The 23,626-nt window shown below is 72.3% G+C and carries 23 protein-coding genes and 1 pseudogene; 14 read left to right on the forward strand and 10 right to left on the reverse strand.

Annotation, left to right across the window (positions count from 1 at the left end):
- The first annotated feature begins 88 nt into the window (after window positions 1-88).
- Window positions 89-1,501 carry an MATE family efflux transporter gene (locus tag IE249_RS24255; protein WP_189707844.1) on the forward strand — a complete coding sequence of 471 codons (1,413 nt, stop codon included), beginning with the start codon at window positions 89-91 and terminating at the stop codon, window positions 1,499-1,501.
- Here the strand turns inward: IE249_RS24255 and IE249_RS39765 are convergent.
- Complete coding sequence (locus IE249_RS39765) at window positions 1,496-1,618, reverse strand: hypothetical protein (RefSeq protein ID WP_268249711.1); 123 nt, start codon at window positions 1,616-1,618, stop codon at window positions 1,496-1,498. The genes IE249_RS24255 and IE249_RS39765 overlap by 6 nt on opposite strands.
- A 246-nt stretch (window positions 1,619-1,864) precedes the next feature.
- Between IE249_RS39765 and IE249_RS24265 the strand changes: the two genes are divergently transcribed.
- Window positions 1,865-2,536, forward strand: coding sequence for a TetR/AcrR family transcriptional regulator (locus IE249_RS24265; protein ID WP_189707846.1), 672 nt, complete (start codon window positions 1,865-1,867; stop codon window positions 2,534-2,536).
- A 13-nt stretch (window positions 2,537-2,549) separates the two neighbouring features.
- Here IE249_RS24265 and IE249_RS24270 read toward each other — a convergent pair whose 3' ends face one another.
- Window positions 2,550-3,449 (reverse strand): LysR family transcriptional regulator, encoded by a 900-nt coding sequence (locus tag IE249_RS24270; protein WP_189707849.1) that lies wholly within the window; start codon window positions 3,447-3,449, stop codon window positions 2,550-2,552.
- Between the two features lie 237 nt (window positions 3,450-3,686).
- On the opposite strand from IE249_RS24270, the gene IE249_RS24275 reads away from it, so the two are divergent.
- Entirely contained in the window at window positions 3,687-5,174 is a 1,488-nt protein-coding gene (locus IE249_RS24275; protein ID WP_229859180.1) for an MFS transporter, read from the forward strand.
- Between the two features lie 37 nt (window positions 5,175-5,211).
- Here the strand turns inward: IE249_RS24275 and IE249_RS24280 are convergent, their stop codons facing one another.
- A complete protein-coding gene (locus tag IE249_RS24280; RefSeq protein ID WP_189707851.1) occupies window positions 5,212-5,523 on the reverse strand; it encodes a type 1 periplasmic-binding domain-containing protein in 312 nt (103 codons plus the stop codon).
- Between the two features lie 205 nt (window positions 5,524-5,728).
- On the opposite strand from IE249_RS24280, the gene IE249_RS24285 reads away from it, so the two are divergent.
- From IE249_RS24285 to IE249_RS24295, 3 genes are read left to right on the forward strand one after another with little or no spacing between them, the layout of a single operon-like run.
- Complete coding sequence (locus tag IE249_RS24285; protein WP_189707853.1) at window positions 5,729-6,370, forward strand: RNA polymerase sigma factor; 642 nt, start codon at window positions 5,729-5,731, stop codon at window positions 6,368-6,370.
- Window positions 6,367-7,428: a CU044_5270 family protein gene (locus IE249_RS24290; protein ID WP_189707855.1), complete on the forward strand. Its 1,062-nt coding sequence runs from the start codon at window positions 6,367-6,369 to the stop codon at window positions 7,426-7,428. The genes IE249_RS24285 and IE249_RS24290 overlap by 4 nt, the downstream gene beginning before the upstream one ends.
- Window positions 7,429-7,479: 51 nt before the next feature.
- Window positions 7,480-8,178: a DUF4328 domain-containing protein gene (locus IE249_RS24295; protein ID WP_189707857.1), complete on the forward strand. Its 699-nt coding sequence runs from the start codon at window positions 7,480-7,482 to the stop codon at window positions 8,176-8,178.
- A 148-nt stretch (window positions 8,179-8,326) separates the two neighbouring features.
- Here the strand turns inward: IE249_RS24295 and IE249_RS24300 are convergent, their stop codons facing one another.
- On the reverse strand, window positions 8,327-9,259 hold the full coding sequence (locus IE249_RS24300) for a GNAT family N-acetyltransferase (protein WP_229859181.1): 933 nt from the start codon (window positions 9,257-9,259) through the stop codon (window positions 8,327-8,329).
- 317 nt (window positions 9,260-9,576) lie between these two features.
- Between IE249_RS24300 and cuyA the strand changes: the two genes are divergently transcribed.
- Genes cuyA through IE249_RS24315 form a run of 3 tightly spaced genes read left to right on the forward strand, consistent with a single transcriptional unit; the run spans window position 9,577 to window position 12,012 of the window.
- Window positions 9,577-10,584 (forward strand): D-cysteate sulfo-lyase, encoded by a 1,008-nt coding sequence (gene cuyA / locus IE249_RS24305; RefSeq protein ID WP_189707859.1) that lies wholly within the window; start codon window positions 9,577-9,579, stop codon window positions 10,582-10,584.
- The gene (gene cuyB, locus IE249_RS24310) at window positions 10,581-11,303 is read left to right on the forward strand and encodes a cysteate racemase (RefSeq protein WP_189707861.1); all 723 of its coding nucleotides are present in this window, start codon (window positions 10,581-10,583) and stop codon (window positions 11,301-11,303) included. Before cuyA ends, cuyB begins: the two co-directional genes overlap by 4 nt.
- Window positions 11,304-11,346: 43 nt before the next feature.
- The gene (locus IE249_RS24315; protein ID WP_189707863.1) at window positions 11,347-12,012 is read left to right on the forward strand and encodes a hypothetical protein; all 666 of its coding nucleotides are present in this window, start codon (window positions 11,347-11,349) and stop codon (window positions 12,010-12,012) included.
- A gap of 59 nt (window positions 12,013-12,071) precedes the next feature.
- Here IE249_RS24315 and IE249_RS24320 read toward each other — a convergent pair whose 3' ends face one another.
- Both IE249_RS24320 and IE249_RS24325 read right to left on the reverse strand, forming a co-directional pair.
- A complete protein-coding gene (locus tag IE249_RS24320) occupies window positions 12,072-14,069 on the reverse strand; it encodes a hypothetical protein (RefSeq protein ID WP_189707865.1) in 1,998 nt (665 codons plus the stop codon).
- Between the two features lie 338 nt (window positions 14,070-14,407).
- Window positions 14,408-15,382, reverse strand: coding sequence for a LysR family transcriptional regulator (locus IE249_RS24325; protein WP_189707867.1), 975 nt, complete (start codon window positions 15,380-15,382; stop codon window positions 14,408-14,410).
- Between the two features lie 109 nt (window positions 15,383-15,491).
- On the opposite strand from IE249_RS24325, the gene IE249_RS24330 reads away from it, so the two are divergent.
- Entirely contained in the window at window positions 15,492-16,610 is a 1,119-nt protein-coding gene (locus IE249_RS24330; RefSeq protein WP_189707868.1) for a YeiH family protein, read from the forward strand.
- Between the two features lie 93 nt (window positions 16,611-16,703).
- Here IE249_RS24330 and IE249_RS38355 read toward each other — a convergent pair.
- A pseudogene (locus IE249_RS38355) lies at window positions 16,704-16,935 on the reverse strand (DNA-binding response regulator); the annotation flags it as partial.
- Here IE249_RS38355 and IE249_RS24335 point away from each other — a divergent pair.
- Window positions 16,892-17,083, forward strand: a complete 192-nt coding sequence (locus IE249_RS24335; RefSeq protein ID WP_189707871.1) for a hypothetical protein — start codon at window positions 16,892-16,894, stop codon at window positions 17,081-17,083. The pseudogene IE249_RS38355 and the gene IE249_RS24335 overlap by 44 nt on opposite strands.
- Window positions 17,084-17,109: 26 nt before the next feature.
- Window positions 17,110-18,117: an alpha/beta fold hydrolase gene (locus IE249_RS24340; protein WP_189707873.1), complete on the forward strand. Its 1,008-nt coding sequence runs from the start codon at window positions 17,110-17,112 to the stop codon at window positions 18,115-18,117.
- 147 nt (window positions 18,118-18,264) lie between these two features.
- On the opposite strand, the gene IE249_RS24345 is transcribed toward IE249_RS24340, so the two are convergent.
- Genes IE249_RS24345 through IE249_RS24355 form a run of 3 tightly spaced genes read right to left on the reverse strand, consistent with a single transcriptional unit; the run spans window position 18,265 to window position 20,215 of the window.
- On the reverse strand, window positions 18,265-18,507 hold the full coding sequence (locus IE249_RS24345; RefSeq protein ID WP_189707875.1) for a 4-oxalocrotonate tautomerase family protein: 243 nt from the start codon (window positions 18,505-18,507) through the stop codon (window positions 18,265-18,267).
- A 44-nt stretch (window positions 18,508-18,551) separates the two neighbouring features.
- Complete coding sequence (locus IE249_RS24350) at window positions 18,552-19,457, reverse strand: SDR family NAD(P)-dependent oxidoreductase (RefSeq protein WP_189707877.1); 906 nt, start codon at window positions 19,455-19,457, stop codon at window positions 18,552-18,554.
- Window positions 19,454-20,215 (reverse strand): SDR family oxidoreductase, encoded by a 762-nt coding sequence (locus IE249_RS24355; RefSeq protein WP_189707879.1) that lies wholly within the window; start codon window positions 20,213-20,215, stop codon window positions 19,454-19,456. Before IE249_RS24355 ends, IE249_RS24350 begins: the two co-directional genes overlap by 4 nt.
- A gap of 86 nt (window positions 20,216-20,301) precedes the next feature.
- Between IE249_RS24355 and IE249_RS24360 the strand changes: the two genes are divergently transcribed.
- Both IE249_RS24360 and IE249_RS38360 read left to right on the forward strand, forming a co-directional pair.
- Window positions 20,302-21,156 carry a helix-turn-helix transcriptional regulator gene (locus tag IE249_RS24360; protein WP_229859182.1) on the forward strand — a complete coding sequence of 285 codons (855 nt, stop codon included), beginning with the start codon at window positions 20,302-20,304 and terminating at the stop codon, window positions 21,154-21,156.
- A gap of 246 nt (window positions 21,157-21,402) precedes the next feature.
- Window positions 21,403-23,626 (forward strand): indolepyruvate ferredoxin oxidoreductase family protein (locus IE249_RS38360; RefSeq protein WP_229859187.1); only part of this gene is annotated, 2,224 nt, incomplete at its 3' end.

Consider the following 23,626-nt stretch of genomic DNA (forward strand, 5'->3'; position numbering starts at 1 on the left):
GTCCGTGCACTTGTTCGCTCGGCACCCTCATGCTATCTCTTTTCGCTGTACCTCGAATCGAGGTATAGCGAAAAGAGGGGGTCTGGTCATGGGGGCAGTGGAACACCGCCGGAAGTTGGTCTCGCTGGCGTATCCGGTCTACTTCGAACTGCTCGCCGGAGTGGCGGCCGGAATCATCAACATGGTCTGGGTCGCCCGGCTCGGCGGGGACGCCGTCGCCGCGGTGGCGGTCGCCACGAACGTCGAGAACCTGCTGCTCGGCGTCATCCTCGTCGCCGGCTCCGGCACGACCGTGCTGGTCGCACGGGCCAGAGGCGCGCGGGATCCCTCGGGTACGCACTCCGCCGTGCGCGGCGGCTGGGCGCTGTGGGCGCTGGTCACTCCCGTCGTCGCCATCGGTGGCTACCTGTTCCGCGAGCAGCTGGCCCGGCTGGTGCTCGGCGGAGACGACGGTCCCGCGCTGTCCCTGGCCACCGGATACTTCTCGATCGCCGTACCGGGCATCGCGGTGTTCTTCGCCACCAACGTCGTCGACGGCATCCTCAAGGGCACCGGCGACACCCGCACCCCCATGAAACTCTCGGTGCTCGCGAACGGACTGATACTCGTCCTGGATCCCCTCCTCATCCTCGGCCTCGGGCTGGGAGTGCGCGGTGCGGCGATCGCCACCGTGCTGGGGCGGACGGCCGCACTCGTCCCGGGGCTTCTCGCTCTCCGCCGCAACGCGATGCTGCGGCAGGCCGCCAGAGCATCATCGGCCGGCATCCGAAGACTCGGCGCCGGCCCCCGAACGCTCGGCGCCGATGCACGCAGGACGGCCGCGACCGGCCTGCCGATGTCAGCCGACTTCCTCATCAGGATGGCCGGCGCACTCGCGCTCGTCGCCGTCGTCGCCCGGATCGGCGTGAGCGAGGTCGCGGCATACGGCATCGCGACCAAGGCGATGTACGTCGCGACCATGGCCTTCTACTCGGTGCGCCAGGCCGCCGCCATCCACACCGCGCATCTGCTCGGCACCGGATGCGACGAGCGGCGGAGCATCGGCCGCCAGGCGCTGCTGCTCGCCGGTGGCCTGGGCCTCGCGGCCGCCGTCGCCCTGCTCGTCGCCGGACCGTGGATCATGCGGGCCTTCGGGGCCGAGGGCGAGGTGGCCGAGGCCGGAGCGCTCTATCTGCGCTGCCTGGGTCCGTATCTGATACTGCTCGCGTGCTTCATCGCGCTGGGCGGTGTGTTCGAGGGCAGCGGCAGCAGTCCGGTTCTGGCCCGGATCACCTCGTGCGGGGTGGCGCTGCAACTGACCCTCGCGCACGGCCTGTCGGGATCAGGCCTGCTGGGCGTCTGCCTGGCCATGGCGCTGTCGATGGCCCTGCAGTGCACGGCCCTGGCCCGGATGTACCGGCACACGGCGAATCCCGACGCGCCGGGCAGCGGCGACAGCCGGCTGAACACCCCGATCGCGGAGCCCGGCGACACGGCGTCCGGCGACCGACTCGCCTCATGAACGCCGGGTGATGGCGGCGAGCCGGCGGTCCACCGGCCCCAGCGTGATCAAGCCGCTGCCCGCGCCCGCGAGTTCACCCGCCGCGGGCAGCAGGCGGGTGTGGAGCCGTTCCAGCACGGCGTGATCGCCGCGTTCGAGGCCGACCGCCGCGCGCTTGCCGGACGCGGCACGGGAGGGTCGGCCCGACCGGCCCACCGATCCCTGTCCAGGCGTACGGGTACCGCCTGCTCCAGCGCGGGTCCAGCGGGCCACCGGCGCCTGCCGGGCGGGGCCGGGCCTGCCGCGTAGGGGATCGGGCCGCGTAGGGGATGGGGTCGCGAAACATGTTCGCTACGAACGTGTTATGCCGCGTAAGCTGCGCCCATGCCCATCAGCCGCCGGGAACGACCCGCCAAGCCCGCCCTCACCCGCGAGGGCATCGTCGACACGGCCCTGCGCCTCATGGACGAGGGGGGGCTGCAGCGCGTCACCATGCGCCGTCTCGCGCTCGCGCTCGACACCGGCCCGGCCTCGCTGTACGTCTACGTCGCCAACACCGCCGAGCTGCACGCGGCGATCCTGGACCGCCTCCTCGGACAGGTCGACCTCGCCCAGGCGGCGGACGAGGGTGGCTGGCGGGAGCGGCTGCACACCGTGCTCGTCAGCTACACCCGGCTCCTCTTCGCCCACCCCGGCCTGGCCCAGTCCGCCCTCGTCACCCGGCCCGCCGGACCGCACTACCTCACTCTGGTGGAGACCCTGCTGGCCCTGCTCGACGAGGGCGGCGTGCCCGCGCCCCAGGCCGCGTGGGGCGTGGACATACTGCTCCAGTCGGCCACGGCGTCCGCGGCCGAGCACTCCTCCCGCGTCGAGGACACCCGCTCGGACGAGGAATGGCGCCGGCTCAACCGGGCCCTGGCCGAGGCCTCCGCCGAGACCTACCCTCGCATCCACGCCCAGGCCGCCGACCTGGTCTCCGGGACCCCCGAGGAGCGCACCCGCTGGGCCATCGACATGCTGGTCAACGGCATCCTCGCCACACCGCGAACCCGGTAGCCCAGCGGCCCGCTCAGCGGTGCCGTGCCGCGACCACCAGCAGGTCGGCGGCCGGGCCGACCAGGGACCGCCCGGCGGGCCACACCGCGCGCAGTGACCGGCGCAGCTCCATGCCCTCGACGTCCACCGGGACGAGCCGCCCGTCGGCGATGTCGGTCCGTACGGCGAGCTCGCTGATCACCGCCGGACCGGTTCCGGCGATCACCGCGCCGCGCACGGCGGTGGCGGAGCCCAGTTCCAGCAGCGGGCGCGATTCCACCGCACCCGCCCGTCGCAGGGCGCACTCCAGGGCGACCCGGGTCCCCGAGCCCCGCTCGCGCACGACCAGGGGAGTGGCCGCCAGTTCCTGAGCCGTCAGCGGTCTGCGCCGCCGGGCCCAGGGGTGGGCCGGCGCGACGACGACGACCAGCCTGTCGGTGGACACCGTCTTGCTGGTCAGACCGCGAGGCACGTGCGGTGATTCGATGAAGCCGATCTCGGCCTCGCCGCCGCGCAGCAGCTCCCGGACGTGCTCGCTGTTCGTCACGTGGAGACCGACGTGCAGGTCGGGATGGGCGCGGCACAGTTCGCCGATCCACGGCGGGGCCAGATACTCCGCCACCGTCATGCTCGCCGCCACCCTCAGCGTGGCGCGCAGTTTGCTGCGCTGGGCCTCCACGCTCGTCATGAGCGCCGCGAGCTCGTCCAGGACGCGCTGCGCGCGGGCGGCCACCACCTGCCCGTCCGCCGTCAGACTGGAACCACGCCGGGTGCGGTCGATGAGCGCCAGGCCGAGCCTGCGTTCCAGGGTCGCCACCCGCTTGCTGGCCGAGGGCTGGGCGATGCCGAGTTCCATCGCGGCTTTGCCGAGGCTGCCGAGCTCACCGACGAGCACCAGCAGCCGCAGCCCTTCGACATCCGGCAGACCACTCATAGCCCAAGGGTATGAACAGCGAGGCCGTGCGGTCAGCACACCCCCTCATTCCCGTCGGCCATGACCTCATCGCCGGCCGAGGGGTACCGGCACGGGACACCGGACGGGGGCGGTTCCGGACCCGGTGTACCATCGGGGCACTTGAAGTAAAAACGCGTGTTCACCGTTGGGTGGGCACGCGCGCGTACGCGGTATCGGACGAGCCGCCACTTCTTCCCCGTGTCGAAGGAGTGCGCAGTGAAAGTCCGCCGTGACGCAGTCGCCGGGAATGCCGGCCTCCCGCCCGAAGCCTTCCCGTCGCCACGCTCCCTGCGCGAAGCGGGGACGGCACTCGCCGGGCTCTCCGCGGTGTTCCTGTTCGAGATGCTCGACAACTCGATCCTCAACGTCGCCCTGCCGGCCATCGGCCGCGAGCTGTCGGCGTCGACGACGGTGCTCCAGTGGGTCACCGGCGTGTACGCCGTCGTGTTCGGCGGGCTGATGCCGGCCCTCGGCGCGCTGGCCGACCGGGTCGGCCGCCGCAGGGTCATGCTGGCAGGGCTGGTGCTGCTGGGCGCGGCGAGCCTGGCGACCTCGTTCGTCACCACGGCGGGGCAACTCATCGCGGTACGCGCGGTGATGGGCGTGGCGGCCGCCATGACGACGCCGGGCTCCCTCGCCCTGGCCTTCCGCCTGTTCGACGAGGACGGGCTCCGCGTGCGCGCCACGACGCTGATCTCGACCGTCGGTCTGGTCGGCCTCGCGGTCGGGCCCACGGCGGGCGGCTTCGTGCTCGCGTTCGCCCCGTGGCAGGTGCTGTTGCTGGTGAACGTGCCGATCGCCGCGCTCGCGTTCGCCGGCATCCGGCGCGGCATCCCCGCCGACAGGGCGGACGAACTGCACCACGATCCGGTCGACGTCGCGGGCGCGCTGCTCGGCACGGCCGCGATCGTTCTCGCGCTGGTCGCGCCGACGCTGTTCGTCGACGCGGGCACCGCGTCGCCGCTTCCCTGGCTGACCGCGGCGGCGGCCGTCGTGACGGCGGTGCTGTTCGTCCTGCGCGAGCGTTCCGCCCGCCATCCGCTGCTCGACCTCCGGCTCATGGCCCGACCACTGGTGTCGAGCGGTCTGGCGTTCAAGGCCGCCGCGGCCCTCGCCACCGCCGGTCTCGGCTACCTCGTGACCCTGCAGCTCCAGTTCGACTGGGGCTGGACGCCCGCCCGGGCTGCCATGGGAATGCTGCCGCAGGTCGTCGTGCTCATCGCCGGCGGCGCTGTCATCGGGCCGCTCGTCACCCGGCTGGGTCTCGACAAGGCCGCCTGGTGCGGCGCCGCGGTCGTCGTGTGCGGGCTCGCCGTCTACGGGCTGCTCGGCCGCCTCGGATACGTGTGGGTCGCCCTCGCGCTCGTACTCGTCGCCGCCGGTATGCGTGTCGTGGGTGTCGTCGCCGGCACCAATGTGATGCGCGGTCTGCCGGCCGACCGCACCGGCATCGCGGCGGCGCTCGTGGACACCGCCGGCGAAGTCACCACCGGAGTCGGCATCGCCGTCGGCGGCACCATCCTCGCGGCGCTCTTCACCGGCGACATCACCGCACCGCACTGGAGCACCCATCAGACCGCGCAGTTCCGCCAGGCGGTCACCTGCGCCGCCCTCGCACTCACCACCCTGGCCGCGCTCCTGGTGGGTTGGGGCGTCGCCCGCGTCCACCGCGCCGAGGAAGACACCCAGCCGCCAAGCCCTTGACGGGCGGGGGTGATGAGTAAGGTCTGGGACAACCCCCTTACACCTCACGTCCGTTGACGAGTGAAGCGGCCCCGTCCCTCGCCGGCGCGTGGACTCCCGCCTGTCCGTAGGTCTCGTTGAGGCCGTGCACGGCGTCGGGGCGGGCGGGCGCGGACAGCAGGCGCAGGGCCGCGTCCACGGGGTCCTCCGAGGTCGCGGGAGTCTCGACGAGGGCCGCCTGTCCGGTCTCGGCGCACCACTGGCGGCAGAGGCGCTCGCGGTCCTGGGTGTAGGCGTCGGGCTCGGGACCGGACAGCAGGCCCACGCGGGCCGCGCCGGCCTCCCGCAGACGGCCGAGGATCGCGGCCATGCCGTGAGGGCGTAGTCGGGCTCGGCCGCGGTCATGGCGGCGCCGGCCGAGAAGGCGGCGTAGTAGGGGCGGTGGGCGCCGGCCCAGGGAACGCCACCCCCTCGGGACGGCCCTGCGCCGGGCGGTGGACGGATCGCCGTCCACCGCCCGACGTACAGTGACGTGGATCACCGCAACGCCGGTGGCGCCGCGGAGAGAACGAGATGTGAGGGACTCAGACATCGAGGTACGCCGCCGCGTGCGCGAGGGGGACCGCGAGACGTTCGGCGAGCTGTACGAGGAGTTCGCCCGCGCCGTGTTCCACCACGCACTGCGGCTGACCGGTGACCGGCCGACGGCCGAGGACGTCATGTCGGAGACGTTCCTCGCCGCGTGGCGCAACCGCGCCCGGGTGCGGGAGGACGGCGGCACCCTGCTGCCATGGCTGCTGGGCATCGCCACCCACAAGGCGGAGAACGCCCGCCGCAGCACCCGGCGACGGCAACTGTTCCTGGCCCGTCAGCCCGAGCCGGACCCAGTCGAGGACTTCGCGCCGCAGGCGGCCGGACGCATCGACGACGTACGGCGCCTGCGTGCCGTCCAGGCCTCCCTGAGCCGGCTGCGGCAGCACGAACGCGAGGTGCTCGCCCTGTGCGTATGGTCCGGCCTGGACTACCAGCAGACCGCCGAGGCCCTGGGCGTCTCGGTCGGCACCGTACGCTCCCGCCTCTCGCGCGCCCGCAAGAAACTGGCCCGGCTCGCCGAGGAGAACCTCGCCCAGGAGAACACGGAACCGCGCACCACCCGCGGAGAGATGACAAGTGCGGCCGCACTCGCGGCCGTGCCCGCGCGGAAGGAGCTCACATGAAGGACACCAAGGCCTCCGCCTCTCCCGAACGGCACGACGATCGCGACGAGATCGCCCGCCTGTTGCCGGCCCCGGCCGGGAGGGACCTTCCGCGTGAACGGCACCTACGTCGCAAGGAACTCCTGATGCGCCAGATCGACCGCGACCGGGCCGCCTCCGCGCACCCGTCCCGCCGGCTGCTGCGGCCCGCACTCCTCGCCCCGGTGACCGCCCTCGCCCTGGGCGGGGTGCTGGCCGGCGGCTTCGCCCTGTCCGGCGGCGACCGCGAGCCCGCCGCCGGCACGGCGTCCGGTACCGCCACCGACATGCAGCCCGCCGCCGCGCTGCTGCGGCAGATCTCCGGCGTCGCCGGAAAGAAGGCCGCGCCGGCCGTCCGCGACGACCAGTTCGTCTACACCCGGGAGAAGATCCGCGAAACCGACATCACCAGCGGCAAGGCCGTCGTCTCCCCGCTGAAGGACTACGAGAAGTGGATCGCGCAGGAGCCCGGACCGCTCAAGAAGCTCGGCCTCATCCGCAGCGACGGCGAGACCTTCCCCCTGAACGCCGAACTCGGTGACACGAACGGCACACCGGCCGGGTTCAGCCGCCCCACCTACCAGTGGCTCAGCTCCCTGCCCACCGACCCCACCCAGCTGCTGGACTACCTGTACGCCAACACCCCGCAGGTGGGCCAACGCGAGCGCGACCAGGCGGTGTTCGAGCAGATCGGCGAACTGCTCGGCGGCGTCATGCCACCGCGTACGGCCGCCGCCCTCTACGAGGCCGCGGCCCGCATCCCCGGCGTCACCAGGACCCCGCAGGCGTGGGACGCCATCGGCAGGCCGGGCATCGGCATCGCCCGCGACGACAAGCGCAACGGCGTCCACACCGAGTGGGTCTTCGACAGGAAGGACCTCTCCTTCCTCGGTTTCCGCAGCTACCTCATCAAGGACGCGCCCTACGGCAAGGCCGGCACGCTGCTGAGCAGTACGGCCCAGATCCGGACGGCCGTGGTGAACAAGCCCGGTGAGGAGCCTCCCGGCACGGCCGGAACACGAGACGACCACAAGGGCTGACCGTCCGGATCGGGTGGCGGAGCCGCCGAACGAGCGTGCGAGGATGAGTGAATGGACGACCGGCAACCCCAACTCGCGCTTCTGGCACGCCGTGTTGGGCGCTCCGCCCGCTGGGCCGTCGTCGCCCTCGTGGCCGCCGGCGCGGCCTGGGCGGCCCGTGCGGTATGGCAGATACGGCTCGCCGCGGCGGGGGTGCCCGCGTCCGGCCCGCCCGACCAGGGCGACGGCCGCCACCGGCCGCTGACCTCGCTCGAGAACGGCTACCACTTCGTCAGCGCACTGGGCGACGCGGCCGTCCTTCTGTGCGCGGCCGCCTTCCTGGCCTGGCTGCTGCGCATCCGGGACACCGCGGCCGCCCTCTCGGGACGCCCGCCCCGCCACGCCTGGCCCTGGGTCTACGCGGGCTGGGTGACACCCGTCGCCAACCTGTGGCTGCCGCGCTCCCTCGTCGTCGACGTCCACCGGGCCCTCGCACCGGGACAGCGTCTCCCGCGCTGCGTGAACTGGTGGTGGGGCCTGTGGCTGGCCGGATCGCTGAGCGCGGTGGGCCTGATGTACACGGGCGGCACCGACTCCGTCATCGAGCGCGCGTACACGGATGTGTGGCAACTGGTGGCGGCCGACGCGATGGTGGTGGGCGCGGCGGCGGCCGCGACGGTGATGGTACGCACCCTCACCGCAGCACAGCAGCCCCGCACGGCCCCCCTGCACCGGCCACGGCTCTCCTTCGACCCTCCGGTGCAGCGGTGACGCGTGACGGTTCGGGCTCGCCTTCGTCCGGCCGTGACCGAGCACGCACTTGAGCCCGGGCCGCATGACGACGGGATCGTCGAAGACGCAGGCGAAACCGCAACCCGCGGCAGCGCTCTCCCCCTTCGCGCCGTGTTGCGGAATGACCTCATTGAGTGATGTCTCTTCGAAAGACCGTGGAGCTGTGGCGGACTGCCATTCCGACGCGCAGGTACAGGTCCAACGCGCCCGTGCCCGAGTGCGTCGCCAGGGTGCAGGCCCGCCGCCCCCGCAGGTGGAAGGCGCGGAACGTGCTGCGCAGCAACAAGCGGGCGATGCCCCGGTTGCGGTGGTCGTCGCGCACGGCGACCTGTTCGATGTACCCCTCGCCGGTGTCCGGCAGGTCGAGCGAGAGCGTGACGCCCACCAGTTGGCCGTCGGCGGACGCCACCACTGACATCGCGGGGGCGAAGGCGGGGCGTTCGACAGTGTGCCGGGCCCACTCCTGGTAGCCCTGACGCCGTTGCTGCCATGCGTCGAAGGCGTCCTGGACGAGTTGATGCGCGTCGTGCTCGTCGCCGGGCCGGAACGGTCGGACCGTGATGCCGGCAGGCGGCTCGGGCACGGCCGGCTCCGCCGGCATGTGGAACTCCAGCAGCCACTCGGTCACCATCGGCTCGTATGCGCGCGAGCGCAGCAGCGCGACAGCGTTCGTGTCGCTGTCGGGAACGTTCTGGACGATCCGCGGGCTGCCCGCCTGCCGGGCCCGGGTCTCGGCCCAGGCCAGCAGCGCACTGCCCAGGCCACGGCCCCGGTGATCGGGATGAACGTCCACTTCGCAGCGCCGATCCACCCACGCCCGTGCGACCACCCGCCCCGCCCGGTCGGTGACCAGCCGGGTGTCCAGTCCGGGAACGAGGCCGGGTCGTGCGAAGTCGGCGCCGATGCGGCCGGCATCGGTGTGCACCCGCCCGAAGAGCTCGCGCTCACAGGCCGCGACCAGGCGATGGACCTCACCGGTGTCATGGGCGGTCATCGGTCGTGCCCGGTATCCCGGCGGCAGCCCGGGCACGAGATCCGGCAGCTCCGTTCCTGACACCACGGCACCGAGGCTACCGTCCTCCGGGTCGGCAGCGGGGTCTTCGCGTGATCGGTCCTTCGGGCGGCGCCGGGGGCCCGCACCTCGTGTTCGGTCCGCAGTCCGGCGGGCTCCTCCCGCTCCTTCGACGCGAACCGCTCACGGAACCGTCCCGCGGGACCACCGCTCGCCGTCACGGCCGTCCACATCGGGCCGAAAAACATGGCCTCCTCCATGCACGCCGCGCATGCCCCCTGCCGTGACCGACATTGGACAGCTGATCCTTCACGGGATTGACTGTTGACGGGTTCACCCGATGCCGCGTGAAGGGGAGCACTTCCATGGTTCAGACGGCCCGCTTCGCACGCTTTCCGCTGGGACACTTTCCGACCGCCCTGGAACCGATGGAACGGCTGACCGCCCACCTGCGCCGGAGCCGTCCCGGGGCACCCAACCTCTGGATCAAGCGCGACGACTGCACCGGGCTGGCTACCGGCGGCAACAAGACCCGCAAGCTAGAGTTCCTGGTGGGGGAGGCGGTCCAGCAGGGCGCCGACGTACTGATCACCCAGGGCGCCACCCAGTCCAACCACGCCCGGCAGACCGCCGCGGCCGCGGCCCGCGCCGGCATGGAGTGCAAGCTGTTCCTGGAGAAGCGCCAGACCCGTGACGAGGAGTACGAGCTCTCCGGGAACGTGCTCCTCGACGAACTGCTCGGGGCGGAGGTCGTCGACCGGGTCCCGGCCGGCACCGACATGCAGGAGGCCATGGAGCTCCTGGCCGACGAGCTGCGCGCCGAGGGGCGGCGGCCGTACGTCATTCCCGGCGGCGGGTCCAACCCGCTGGGCGCGGTCGGGTACGTCCTGTGCGCGCAGGAGCTCGAGGCGGCCCCCGTCCCCGTCGACTGGGTGGTGCACGGCACCGGCAGCACGGGGACGCAGGCGGGCCTGGTCGCGGGGCTGTGCGCGATGAACAGCCCGGCCAGGGTGCTCGGTGTCAGTGTCCGGCAGCCCGAACAGGCCCAGATCGACGCCGTGTTCGGCCTGGCCGAGCGTACGGCGGCCCTCATCGGGGCCGAGGGGACGGTCACCAGGGCGGACGTCCTGGTCGACGACCGCTGGGTCGGCGGCGGGTACGGCGTGCCGACCGACACCATGATCGAGGCGGTACGGTTCGTCGCCTCCACGGAGGGCATCCTGCTCGACCCCGTGTACTCGGGGAAGGGGTTCGCGGGCCTGCTCGGGAACATTGCGGAGGGACGGTTCCGCGAGGACGACAACGTCGTCTTCCTGCACACCGGCGGGAGCGCGGGCCTGTTCGGCTACCGCTCCGCCTTCCAGACGCCGTGAGCGCGCCCCGGAGCGACCATCTGGTGGGCATCCTGGGCGGCATGGGTCCGGCGGCCACCGCCGCCTTCTACGCCAAGCTGGTCGAGCGCACGCCTGTGACCCGCGACCAGGACCACCTGCGCGTGGCGATCTGGGCCGACCCGACCGTCCCGGACCGGGTCGGGCCGGTCCTGGGCACCGGGGGCGCCGACCCCTATCCCGCGATGCTGGCCGGCGCGCGGCAACTGCGTGCGCTCGGTACGACGCTGGCCGTCATGCCGTGCCACACCGCGCACGCCTTCCTGCCGGACCTGGCGAGGGACTCGGGGCTGAGGTTCCTCGACATGGTGGCCGAGACGGTCGGTGAACTCGGGCGGAGGGGCGAGGCGTTCGGCGTTGGCCGTGGCGTGGGGCTGCTCGCCACGCGCGCCACTCTGGCCACCGGTCTCTACCAACGCCGTCTGCACGACGCGCGGTTCGCCGTCGTACTGCCCAAGGAGCCGGCTCAGGTGCAGGTGGACCTCGCGATCAAGAAGGTCAAGCAGGGCGATCCGGTGGCCGCGGGCCGGCACCTCGGCAGGGCCATCGACGCGATGACCGCGAGCGATCCGTCACCGATCGTCCTCGCCTGCACCGAACTCCCGCTGGCGGCGCGGTACTTGCCCGAAGACGCAAAGGCCCCGCTCCTCGACCCCACGGATGTGCTCGCCGACCGGGTCGTCCAGGAGTGCTGGGACTAGGGTGTGAGGAGAAGGCGAGGCGAGAGGGCGCGGGGGTGCCACGGTGACGGACAACGGCTTGGCGTGGATCGGCGAGCACTGGTACAGCGGTGCGATCACCAAGGACGGGATGCGCGCGGACATCAGCCTCACGGCGGTGCGGGGCGTGGACCCGGTGGACTTCGTGGTGCGCCTCGGCGCCGATCGCACCATGGCCGAACGGCCGCCGCTGTTCAAGGACTTCGACAGGCTGAGCGTGGACCCGGGCGACAGCGTGGCGATGTTCGGCCGCGGCGGCGAGTGGACGTACGTCCTGGAGCTCGAGCGGTCCACCTGGCACCTGATCTTTCTCGACCGGCTGGGCCAGGACACTCTGGTGGGTCCGGGCGAGGAACTGGTCTGCCTGGACCGCTTCCTGCACGAGCACCCGTGGGTGTGCTACATCGACGCCGCCGGCGAGTTGAGTTCCGGCGAGCCCGGCGACAGCCTGCTGGAGACCGTGGTCCCGCCGGAGGACCGGCGCGGGGCGTTCGCCGCGCTGGACGGGGCCATGCGCCGGGCCGGGGCGGTGCGGGACACCTTCCCCGGCTGCGACGATCCCGAGGACGAGGACGAGGAACTGGCGAAGCGGCTGTTCGCGGCGGTGGGCGAGCATCTCGGGCTGTCGCTGCCGCGCCGTGAGATCGAACTCGGTCTGCTGCCCGCGGTGCACCTGCCCTCACCGGTGTGAACCGGTAGCGGCGGGGGCGCCGCGCCCTTTCGGCGCGGCGCCCTGTGAGCGGGCCGGTGTTACTGGTTGTTCGCGGTCATGGTGCACTTCACGGTCGTGCCGTCGGCGGAGCACGCCGCGCTCATGTTGGTGTTCAGCCAGTACGGGTCACGGTCCAGCAGTCGCTGTTTCGCGTTGAAGGCCGCGAACGCGGCCATCGAACCGCTGTTGTCGTTCCCGGAGATCGCGGACCGTCCGCAGACCTCCTTCCACGTCGGCACGAGGCCGTCGATGTTGAACAGGTGCACGGTGCCGTCCTGCTTGCTCGCGAGGGTCTGCACACAGGCGTCCCCGCTGCTGACCGGGTTCAGCCCACCCGCCAGCGAGGGCATCCCGCCGCTGTTGTAGGTGGCGTTGAACGCGAACTCGTCGCAGTTCAGCTCCTTGTCCGTCGTGCCGTTGAGGGCGCTGGTGTCGCCGTTGGCCGCCGCCCATCCGGTGGGGCAGATCACCGTCCGGTTGCCGCTGATGTCACCGTCGGGCAGGAAGTACAGGGGCTTGCTGTCGGCCTTGCTGCCGGGATGGTTGGCCAGCTTGTGCTGGATCAGCCAGGCGTGTGACGAGGCCTGCGGGTACTTCGCCGCGTTGAAGGTGTAGGTCGGCACGTAGTTGTGGAACACGCATCCCGTCGTCGGCACCGCGTTGATGATCTTGGTGTTGTCGCAGCGGATCTGGTCGGGGGCTCCGCCCTTCTCCAGGTCGCCGCCCACGACGTCCATGAAGACCGCGGGGGTCGTCTGCACCGTCTGGCCCGGGATCTTCGGGTTGCCCTGGAGCGCGACCGCGACGCCGAGCTTCATCACCTGCGGCTTGGTGGTGCTGGGCCCGGTCAGGTCGGGCCCCCAGACGTAGGAGGCGTCCGCCGTCACGCTGTGGTGGTCGCCGGGCACCCACGCGGCCGCGCCCGTCCAGCCGCTGACGTTCTGCACGCCGCAGTTGCCGGAGGGCTCACAGTCGATCTTCGGGGCGTCCAGCGTGAACGCGGGGATGGTCGCCGGAACGTCCATGTCGGTGACGCTGATCCGCTCGGTGACGTTCCCCGATTTCTGGTCGAGTTGACGCTCGTTGACCACGAGCGCCTTCACGGTGCCGACGGGAGCGTTGTTGAGAGTCGCTTCCCACGACATGGTGAAGGACGAGCACTCCTCGAAGCGCGTGGTCCACAGCCCGGTCCGCGGGTTGGCCGGGTCGCAGCCGCTGACCAGGGACGACAACGCGGCGGCCGTCCCCTGCGAGCTGGTGCGGCGGTGGAGGGTGAAGTTGCGGCCGTCGTAGAGCTCGGCCTTGCCGCACACCTTCACTCCGTCCGAGGAGGTGGTGCAGCGGGTCGGGAACGACCCGGAGGCGGCGGAGCGGTCACGGCTCGGGGCGGCGGTGGTCTTCCACGGCGAGGGCGGCGCCATCGTGTTCGTGTACGGCTGCGCGGACTGGTCCGGGTTCTGCGCCGAGGCATTGGGGGCGGGCAGCGTCAGGTCGACGGGCATCGTGACGCGGAACCGGGCCCAGGGCGACCACGACGTCTCGTACAGGCCGCTGTCCTTGGCGTAGGCGGAGGTGTGGAAGACGTAGTCGACGTTCGGCTTCAGCCGGCCGGCGCCCACGGTCACGGAGGCGGTGGAGCCGGACTTGACGAAGCCGGACACCAGGACGCCGTACTGGTTGTCGCTGATCTTCACCTGAGTCTTGGCGTTCCCCGAGGAGTCGGCCGTCCAGACCTCGAAGGTCAGGTTCGCCGTGCTGCCGTCGGCGTCGGTCACGGTGTTGCTCAGCTTGACCCTGGGCGTGGTGACCTGCCAGACACCGGAGGCGTCCTTCTTGCCCGGCCCGGCCGAGGGGTTCTTGCCCGACACCGGCCGGGAGGCCGCGGCGGTGGCCTCCCTCTCGGGCCCGGCGGCCGGCCGGGACGAGGGTGCGGCGTTCGGATCGAGGTTGCGGTGGAAGCCGCTCCCAGCCTCGGCCGCGGTGGCGGTCGCCACCCCGGCCCCCAGGAGCAGCAGCGCCGCGGCGCCGACGGACATCCGGCGAAGGACGAGCCTTCTTCTCTGCCCTCCGGGTCCCTGGGGCCGGAGCTTGGTCCTTCCTAACTTCTTTCCAGACACGGGTGTTGGTCCTCTCGCGCCGCTCGAGTCCACCGGCAGCGGCTCGTAGACGAATGCGACACGCGTTCGATGCCGCATCACCATTCCTATGCCGTTCTGCGCATGACAAGCGACCGGATAAAACGCGACGAACCAAACAAGGGGGCCAACACGCCTGTGACCCTCCCCATGGTTTGGCCATGGTTGTGCACCGGCCCGTGAAGGTTCCAGGGGGATCGGCCGGGGCGCACCGCGCCTCCGCTGCGCCGGTGCCGCGATCAGCGGGGCGACGGGCCGCTCACCGGCGCAGGCGGGAGCGGGGCGGCGGAGTGGTCGGGTGCACCGTCCGCCGCGAGTTCGGCCGCGCGGCGCCAGACGGCGGCCGCACGGGCGGGCGCCTTGTCGCTCGGGACGCGGTACAGCCGGATCTCCAGCCTCGCCGTCAGCGACGGATCGCCCGCCCGCTGAAGTGTGCCGGCGGCGAGCTCGGCGGCCACCAGCCGTTCCGGCAGCCAGCCGACGCCCATGCCCGCGCGGACCATGGCGGCAAGGGCGGAGGTGAAGTCGCTCTGAACCAGGGGCAGCACATGCAGGTCCTCCTTGTCCCGCCCCGACAGGACACGCTCGGTCACATGTCCGAGAAACGCGGCCTGGCTGTGTGTGACCACGGGCACGGGGGCGGCGGCGGTGCCGGGCAGGCGGAAGGCGGGCCGGCCGTCGGTCACCGCGGTGTACGGCGCGAGGACGTCGTCCGCCAGCACCATCCACTCCGCCTCGGCGACCGGAACGTTCAGGGGAAGAGCGGGATCGGCGTAGGCGAGCAGCAGATCGCAGCCGCCGTGCACCAGAGCGTCGTAGGCGTCGAGCGTGTTGGACGGCAGCAGGACGCACGGTGCGGGGTCCGGATCGCCGCAGCGCGCCCACCACTGGGCGAAGAACGTCGTCGCCAGCGTGTGCGTCACCGCCACCCGTACGGCATCTCTCGGGGTCCGCTGCCGGCCGCCCCGGAGCTCGTCGCGGACGGCGCCGAGCGCCGTCACGGTCTCGATCGCCCCGGCGCGGACCTTCACACCCGCAGGAGTCAGACCCACGGGGTAGGTCGACCGGTCGACCAGAGGCTCACCGAACCAGCTCTCCAGCGCGCGGATCCGGCGGCTGAAGGCGGGCTGACTCACGTGCTGCGCCTCGGCGGCACGCGTGAAACTTCCGTGCTCGACCAACGCCAGGAAGCTCTCCAGCCAGCCGATGTCCACGGCCGGAGTGTAACGAGGGCGCGCGTGCGCGAGGTCATGCCCGGAAGGCATGACCTCCTCGTGATCGCGGGGCTACCGGCCTGATCATGGTGTTGCCGAGAGTTGGTTCATGAGCGATGACATCGACAACAAGGCTTCAGGCCGGCGTGACGTGTCCCCGGGGCGACCCTCCGGTCAGGACGCCACGACGGCCGGCCGGACCCGGCCCGGCCGCCTGACCGGGCGGCTGCCCGGACTGGCGCTCTGCGTGGCCGTCGCCGCGGCGGCGACCGTCGTGGGCACCTGGCTCCCCATCGTCGGCGGCCCCGTCGCGGGCATCGTCACCGGTGTGCTGATCGCCGCGGTGCGCCGCCCGGGCGAGCGGCTCCAGCCGGGCATCACCACCGCCGGTAAGTTCGTCCTGCAACTGGCGGTGGTCGTGCTCGGATGCCAGCTGTCGCTGACCCAGGTCGTCGAGGTCGGCGGCAGTTCGCTGCCCGTGATGGTGGGCTCGCTCGTGGCCTGCCTGACCGCCGCCTGCTTCCTGGGCCGCCGGCTGGGCATCGGACGCGACCTGCGCACCCTCATCGGAGTGGGCACCGGCATCTGCGGCGCCTCCGCGATCGCCGCGGTCACCCCCGTCATCGGAGCGGCGAGCGCCGAGGTCGCCTACGCGGTGTCGACGATCTTCCTGTTCAACATCGCCGCCGTGCTCGTCTTCCCCTTCCTCGGGCATCTGCTGGGGTTGGGCCAGCACGCCTTCGGGCTGTTCGCCGGCACGGCCGTCAACGACATGTCCTCCGTCGTGGCCTCCGCCACCACCTACGGGGACGAGGCGGGCCAGTACGCGGTCGTCGTCAAACTCACCCGCACCCTCCTGATCATCCCCATCTGCCTGGGACTGGCCGCCCTCGCCGACCGCCGCCGCGCCGCCGCACACCTGACCGTCCCGGCCGGCCCCGCGCCCACCGGCCGGGTGAACGTGCTCAAGCTGGTGCCCTGGTTCCTCGTCGGCTTCCTGCTCACCGCCGCGGCCAACACCGCCGGGCTCATCCCGGACCGCGCGCACTCCGGCCTGAGCACGCTCTCCGTCTTCCTCATCACCGTCGCGCTCTCCGCGATCGGCCTGTCGACGGACATGGCCCGTCTGCGCCGCGCCGGCCACCGCCCGCTGCTGCTGGGCGGCTGCCTGTGGGTCGTGGTGTCGGTCACGGGTTTGTGCCTGCAGTACCTCTCCGCGCAGATCTGACCCGAACGGCGGGCCGGGGCCCTCGTACCAGGGCACAGCCCTGCGACGCAGGGCCCCGGCAGACGACCGGGAACCGGCCGCATGGGCCCGCCGGCGGCCGCGGGCGTCCTCCAGGTAGTGCAGTACGGCGGCGACGCGCCTGTCGACCTGCTGGGTCGGCGCGAGGTCCAGCTTGGCGAAGACGCTGCGGATGTGCTTGTGCCCTGCGCATCGCGTCGGAGAACTCCTCGACGCGGCCCACCCGTTCCTTCAGCAGGCAGCCGAGGCCGCAGACGCCCCGGGTGAGCAACTCCGTGGCGAAGGTCTGCTCCACGCAGGCGGACAGTTGGCTGGCGATGTCCGCCATCCGCGCCTACGCCCTGCGTTTCGCACCGCAGTTGGGTGGCGTACCCGCGGACGCGCTCTTATTGCCGAACCGGCAAATCGGCGCGGCCGGGGCCCGGGAGGTGCGCAGGATCGACATGGAGCCATGAACGACCGCCCCTCGTGGAGGAGACACATGTCGCAGCACATCGCGGAACGCGGAGCATCCGGCGGGCCCGGGGAGCGCACCCACCGGCTGGTGCCCTCGCCGGCGGGCCGGATCCACCTCGTCGAGCAGGGGAGCGGGCCGCTGGTGCTGCTCGTGCACGGGTTCCCGGAGTCCTGGTACTCCTGGCGCCACCAACTGCCGGTCCTCGCGGCCGCGGGCTACCGCGCGGTCGCCGTCGACGTCCGTGGCTACGGCCGGTCCTCCAGGCCCGCCGCGACGGACGCGTACCGCATGCTCGAACTGGTCGAGGACAACGTGTCGGTGGTGCACGCCCTGGGCGAGGAGTCGGCGGTGGTCGTCGGCCACGACTGGGGCTCGGCCGTCGCCGCCGACTCCGCGCTGCTCAGGCCCGACGTCTTCCGGGCGGTGGGGCTGCTGAGCGTGCCCTACGCCCCGCGCGGCGGACCCCGCCCCAGCGACGTCTTCTCCCGGACGGGCGGCGACGAGGAGTTCTACGTCTCCTACTTCCAGGAGCCGGGCCGCGCCGAGGCGGAGATCGAGCCCGATGTACGCGGCTGGCTCGCCGGCATCTACGCGGCCCTGTCCGGCGACACCATGCCCGCGCCCGGCGCGCCCGACCCGCACTTCGTCGGCAGGGCCGGGACGCTGCGGGACCGGTTCCCCGCGGACCGGCTGCCGGCATGGCTCGACGAGGCCGAACTCGACTTCTACGCTGGTGAGTTCGAGCGCACCGGCCTGACCGGGGCGCTGAACCGCTACCGGAACATGGACCGCGACTGGGAGGACCTCGCCGCCTACGACGGCGCACCCATCACCCAGCCGTCCCTGTTCATCGGCGGCGCCGCGGACGCCTCCACGACCTGGCTGGCCGACGCGATCGAGGCATATCCGGTCACCCTGCCGGGCCTGGTCTCCTCCCATGTCCTGGACGGCTGCGGCCACTGGATCCAGCAGGAACGCCCCGACGAGGTCAACCGGCTCCTGACCGATTGGCTGGCCGCCCTGCGCGACTGACGGTCCACGGACGACGGGCGCCACCTGTGACACAGCTGTGGCCGGAGGAGTGGCTTCCAGCACGGCCGGCGCTCGGCGTTCTGGGCCCACCGGTCGGCCCCGGCCCGGGCCGGGGCACCGACCGTGCAGTCGGCGTTCCTGGCCTGCTCAGCCCTGGTCCTGGCCAGGCCCACCCACAGGTCGGTCCTCACCCCCGAGCATGGCCGCGGTCAGGACGTTGCCGGCGACGCCCCACCCGCCGTCGGCGACCTCGTCGACGATGACGACGGTGGTGGCACGGGCCCGCTCACCGTAGATCTCCGCGTACAGATCGGTGGTGCGCTCGATGATCTTCTTCTTGTCCTCGGCGGTGACGGTGCCCGCGGGCACCTTGAAGTTGGCGAAAGGCATGGCTGTTCTCTCCTGGATACGGGGTCTTGCAGTGGTTTGCGGGCTCAGAGGCTCGCGTGCGCGGTGAGCAGTTCACCGATGCCGATACGGCGGAAGAACTCGGCGCGGATGCGGTCGTACACGGCGGAGACCACCTCGCTGCCGTCTCGGCTGGGGTCGACATGGGTGCGCAGCGGCCGCTCCCCGTGGGGGAGGGCGACGACGCGGGCGATCTCGCCGGCCACCTCGCCGGCGTCGTGACCGGGCGGGAAGATGTCGCTCAGGGACTGCGCCACGGTGTCCCTGAGGGGACCGTAGGGCTCGTCGTACTCCGCGGCGCGCGCGGTGTCGGCCGGCACGCCGGCGTGGGCGAAGTGGCTGGTGCCGCTCGGGTAGGCGCCGGGGACGACGACGGTGGTCTCGATGCCGAACTTGACCAGCTCGGCGGCGTAGCTCTCGGCGAGCGCGTCCATCGCGGCCTTGGCGGCGAAGTAGGGCGCCAGGAACGGCGGATGACCGCCGCGGGTGGAGGAGGAGCCGACCCATACGAGCAGCCCCCGGCCCTGACGGCGCATGACGGGCAGCACGGCGCGGTTCACCCGCTGCGTGGACAGCACGTTGACGTCGTACACGTCGGCGAGCTGGTCGACGGTGAACGCCTCGGCGGCCCCGAGGACCATGTGGCCGGCGTTGTGCACCACCACGTCGATCCGCCCCTGCTCGGCCGTCACCAGGCCGACGGCGCCGTCGACCGATTCCTGGTCCTGGACGTCCATCTCCACCGCCGACGCCCGCACCCCGCGGTCCCGGCCGAACTCGGCGAGCGCCGCGACCGCGGGTGCGTTGCGGTCCTCGGTGGCGCGCATCCCGGCGTACACGGTGTGGCCGGCGTCGGCCAGGGCCCGCGCGGTGAGGTTTCCGAAGCCGCTGGACGCGCCGGTGACGAGCACAACGGCCGGGTGCGCGGTCACACCATCCCCCCGTTGGCGCGCAGGACCTGCCCGTTGACCCAGTGCCCCGCCGGGCTCGCGAGGAAGGCGACCACCTCGGCGATGTCCTCGGGCGTGCCGAGCCTCTCCAGCGGCGGCACCTTCGCGAGCCGTTCGATCTCCTCCTCCGACTTGCCCTCGAGGAACAGGTCGGTCGCGGTGGGACCGGGCGCCACGGCGTTGACGGTGACGTCCCGGCCGCGCAGCTCCCGGGCGAGGATCAGCGTCATCGCCTCGACGGCCCCCTTGCTCGCCGCGTACGCACCGTAGGCGGGGAACTGCGTACCGACGACGGAGGTCGAGAAGGCGACGAACGAGCCGCCCGGCCGCAGCCTGCGCGCGGCCTGCTGCGCGGTGACGAAGGTGCCGCGGATGTTGGTGCGGTGCACGGCGTCCAGGACGCTCAGGTCGAGGTCGGCGATGGGGGACAGGGCGAGCCGGCCCGCGGAGTTGACGAGGACGTCCACCCCGCCGAACTCCTTCTCGGCCCGGTCGAACAGCGCGGCGACGTCGTGCTCGTCCGCCACGTCGGCCCGTACGGCGATCGCCGGTCCGCCTCCGGCAGTGATCTCGGCCACCGTCTCCTCGGCGGCGGCCGGGTCGTGGGCGTAGTTCACCACGACCGCCAGGCCGTCGTGGGCGAGCTTGCGGGACACCGCGCGGCCGATGCCGCGGGAGCCGCCGGTGACGACGGCGACCCGCCGGGCCGGCGCCGGGGATGTGCTCGGGGTTGTGTTCATGCGTCCACGGTGGACGGTGCCGGCGGGCGGAACCAGGGGATGTCATCCCCTGTGTCCGCGACCCCGCCGAGCCCAGAATGGTGGACATGGGTTCTGCGAGATACACCGAGCTGGGGGCCTTCCTGCGATCGAGGCGCGAGCGCATCCGGCCCGCCGACGTCGGGCTGCCCACCGGGCCCCGCCGCCGGGTGCCGGGACTGCGCCGCGACGAGGTCGCCCAGCTCGCCGGGGCGTCGGTCGACTACTACAACGAGCTGGAGCGCGGCGCCGGCTCCCAGCCGTCCGAGCAGATGATCGCCGCCCTGGCCCGGGCGCTGCGGCTGACCGGTGACGAGCGCGACCACCTCTACCACCTGGCCGGCCGTCCCGTGCCCGCGCAGGGCACAGCCGCCTCCCATGTGCACCCGGGAATGCTCGACCTGCTGCACCGGCTGACGTCGACGCCCGCGCAGGTCATCACCGACCTGCACGTCACCCTCGTGCAGAACCCCCTGGCGCGGGCCCTGCTCGGAGACCAGTCCGCCTTCACCGGACCCCGTGCGAGCTTCGTGTACCGGTGGTTCACCGAGCCCGGGGCGCGGGAGCTGTACCCGGAGGCCGATCACGCGGCCCAGTCCCGTGCCTTCGTCGCCGACCTGCGCGCCGCCGCGGCCCGGCGGGAGGCCAGGGACGCCGAGGCGAGCGCGCTGATCGGCTCGCTGCTCGAGCTCTCGGCCGAGTTCGCCGCGCTGTGGGCCGAGCGGGACGTGGCCTTCCGGCGCAACGACCGCAAACGCCTCAACCACCCGATGCTCGGCCTGATCGAGGTGAACTGCCTCAACCTGTTCAGCGAGGACGGCCGGCAGCGGCTGCTCTGGTTCACCCCGGCGGTCGGCACCGACAGCGCCGGCCTGCTCGACCTGCTCGCGGTCGTCGGAACCCAGGAGATCACCGGGCCGTGACCGGGGGCTGCGTCCGTGCCGGACCCGGCGTCACCTCGCTCCACCCGGGCCGACGGCGCCGAGCCCACGCCCTGCCGGCACTGGGCATCCGGCCCGCCGGGCAGCCACCGGAGACGACCCCCACTGGGCCATTGGCCCAACTTTTCGGCGCATCATTGTCAGCCGGTCTCCGACAACCGCATACTCCTGGCCCATCAGTCCAGTTGTGCGGTGGGGTCGTGCCCCCACGAGGGCAGGGAGAGGGCTATGACGGCATCCGTCACCGAAGTCGGGCAGCAGACCGGCCGGCGCTTGCGTCTGGACGACCGCTATCGCCTCGCGGAAGGCACGGTGCACCTCTCCGGCATCCAGGCCCTGGTCCGCATCCTGCTCGACCGCGCCGCCCACGACCGGCGCGGCGGGCTGCGCACCGCGACCTTCGTCTCCGGGTACGAGGGATCGCCCCTGGCCGGCTACGACCTCGAACTGGCCCGCCGCGAGGGGCTGTTGCGCGAGCACGACATCGTGCACAAGCCCGGCCTGAACGAGGAGCTCGCCGCGACCGCGGTCATGGGCAGCCAGCTGGCGGGCCAGGTGAGCACCTCGCGCCACGACGGCGTCATGGGCATCTGGTACGGCAAGTCACCCGGCCTGGACCGCGCCTGCGACGCCCTGCGCCACGCGAACCTGGTGGGCACCGGCCCCACCGGCGGCGCCGTCGCGCTGGTCGGCGACGACCCGGGCGCGAAGTCGTCCAGCGTGCCGTGCGCGAGCGAGGCGACCCTCGCCGACCTCGCCATGCCGACGCTGTACCCGGCCGACTCCCAGGACGTCCTCGACCTCGGGGTCCACGCGCAGTACCTCTCCCGCTTCAGCGGCCTGTGGACCGGCCTGAAGATCACGACCGCGGTGGCCGACGCGGCGTCCACGGCCCTCGTCGCGCCCGACCGGATCACGGTCACCGACGGCGACGCCGGCCCCAACCCGCACAAGCCGAGCGCGATGCTCCTGGGCGCCAACCTCATGGCCCTGGAGCGCAGCCTGCACGACGTCCGGCTCCCGCGTGCCGTGGAGTACGCCCGGCTGCACGGCCTCAACCGCGTGGTCCTGCGCGGCCCTTCGGACCGCATCGGCATCCTGACGTCCGGCAAGACCTACCTCGACGTGCGCGAGGCCCTGCGCCTCATCGGACTCACCGACGCCGACCTCGCCCGCTACGGCATCCGGATCCTCAAGCTCGGCATGATCTTCCCCCTCGAACGCGAGGCCGTCACCGAGTTCGCCGAGGGGCTGGACCACCTGCTGGTCGTGGAGGAGAAGCGGCCGTTCCTCGAGGCCGCCGTCAAGGAGATCCTCTACGGCCGCCCCGGCGCCCCCGCGGTCCACGGCAAGGAGGGCCCGGACGGGCGCACCCTGTTCAGCCGTTCCGGAGAGCTCGACGCGGACGCCGTCGCCACCGGGCTGTCCAAGGTGCTCGCCCCGCTCGGCGTCGAGGCGGCCCTCGCCTGGCGCCGTCGGCCCAGGCCCCGCGCCGCCCTGTCCCCGCCGCTGCTCAACCGCAGCCCGTACTACTGCTCGGGCTGCCCGCACAACACCTCCACCACCGCGGGCGGCGACTCGCTGGTCGGCGCGGGCATCGGCTGCCACGCGATGGTGCTGTTCATGGACGCCGAACAGGTCGGCACGGTCGTCGGCATGACGCAGATGGGCGGCGAGGGCGCCCAGTGGATCGGCATGGAGCCGTTCGTCGACGAGGACCACTTCGTGCAGAACATCGGCGACGGAACCTTCATGCACTCGGGCAGCCTGGCCGTGCGGGCCGCGGTCGCCGCCGGGGTCAACGTGACCTTCAAGCTCCTCTACAACGGCACGGTCGCCATGACCGGCGGCCAGGACGCCGTCGGCGCGCTGCCGGTCGACCGGCTCGCCGCCACGCTCCTCGACGAGGGCGTCGCCAAGGTGATCATCACGACCGAGGACAGGAAGCGCGTCCCCCGGGCCGGTCTGCCCAGGGCGGTACGGGTACTCGACCGGGCCCGCATCGAGGAGGCGCTGGCCGAGCTGAAGGCCACCCCCGGAGTCACCGTCCTCATCCACGACCAGGAGTGCGCCGCCGAGAAGCGGCGGGCCCGCCGGCGCGGCAGGGCCGAGACCCCGGCCAGGCGCGTCTGGATCAACGAGCGCATCTGCGAGGGCTGCGGCGACTGCGGCCGCAAGTCCAACTGCCTGTCCGTCCACCCCGCTTCGACCGAGTTCGGCCGCAAGACGCGCATCGACCAGTCCTCGTGCAATGTGGACTACTCGTGCCTGGACGGCGACTGCCCGGCGTTCATGACCGTCATCCCGGCCGAGGGTGGCCGAAAGCGCCGCGTACCCGCCCCACTCGCGGCCGGTGACGTCCCCGAGCCGGTCCGCAGGGCAGAGGGCGGCGGCTCCTTCGGCATGCGGATCACCGGCATCGGCGGCACCGGCATCGTCACCGTCTCGCAGG

The organism is Streptomyces anandii JCM 4720, assembly GCF_014650655.1.
GTDB classification, from domain to species: Bacteria; Actinomycetota; Actinomycetes; order Streptomycetales; family Streptomycetaceae; genus Streptomyces; species Streptomyces anandii.